The organism is Photobacterium sanguinicancri, assembly GCF_002265265.1.
GTDB classification, from domain to species: domain Bacteria; phylum Pseudomonadota; class Gammaproteobacteria; order Enterobacterales; family Vibrionaceae; genus Photobacterium; species Photobacterium sanguinicancri.
This window is the reverse complement of sequence record NZ_NOIF01000448.1, coordinates 1-471: the sequence shown is the minus strand read 5'-3', so window position 1 is coordinate 471 and position 471 is coordinate 1. Positions and strand designations below refer to the sequence as shown.

Annotated in this window: 1 pseudogene; it reads right to left on the bottom strand. The window is 44.6% G+C overall.

The features are described 5' to 3' along the window. Positions 1 to 471: pseudogene (locus ASV53_RS24545) on the bottom strand (RHS repeat-associated core domain-containing protein); the annotation flags it as partial.

The window sequence follows — 471 nt, the reverse complement described above, 5'->3', positions numbered from 1 at the left end:
TGATCGGTGTGGAAATAGTAGACTTCACCGTTATCAATCAAAGCCAGTGGGGTGAAATCATTCGGTGCATAGATATACCAGCGGTACTGACCTTTCTGATATTCGCCAACGAGTTGATCACTATCCCACAGAAAATCAACCGTTTCTTGCTCGGTCACTTTACGGCTACGGCGCCCTTGCGCATCGTATTCATAAAAACTTGTTCGGCCTTGATGATTAACTTGAACAAGTTGATTAAGCCCATTGAATTGGCGATGCTGGGTCGCACTCTGGGAGCGTGAGAGGATCTGGTTACCGTAGCGATCATAATTAAACGCAGTATCCTTGTGCGCCAATAGTAGATCTTGCTCGACCACACTTGATTCAGATACCTGATTACCAAAGCTATCAAACTGATAACGATGAATATCTAAGCCAACACGGTGTGATTGAAGTTGGTTTAGCGCATCAAAGCTATAGGCTTGTTCACCT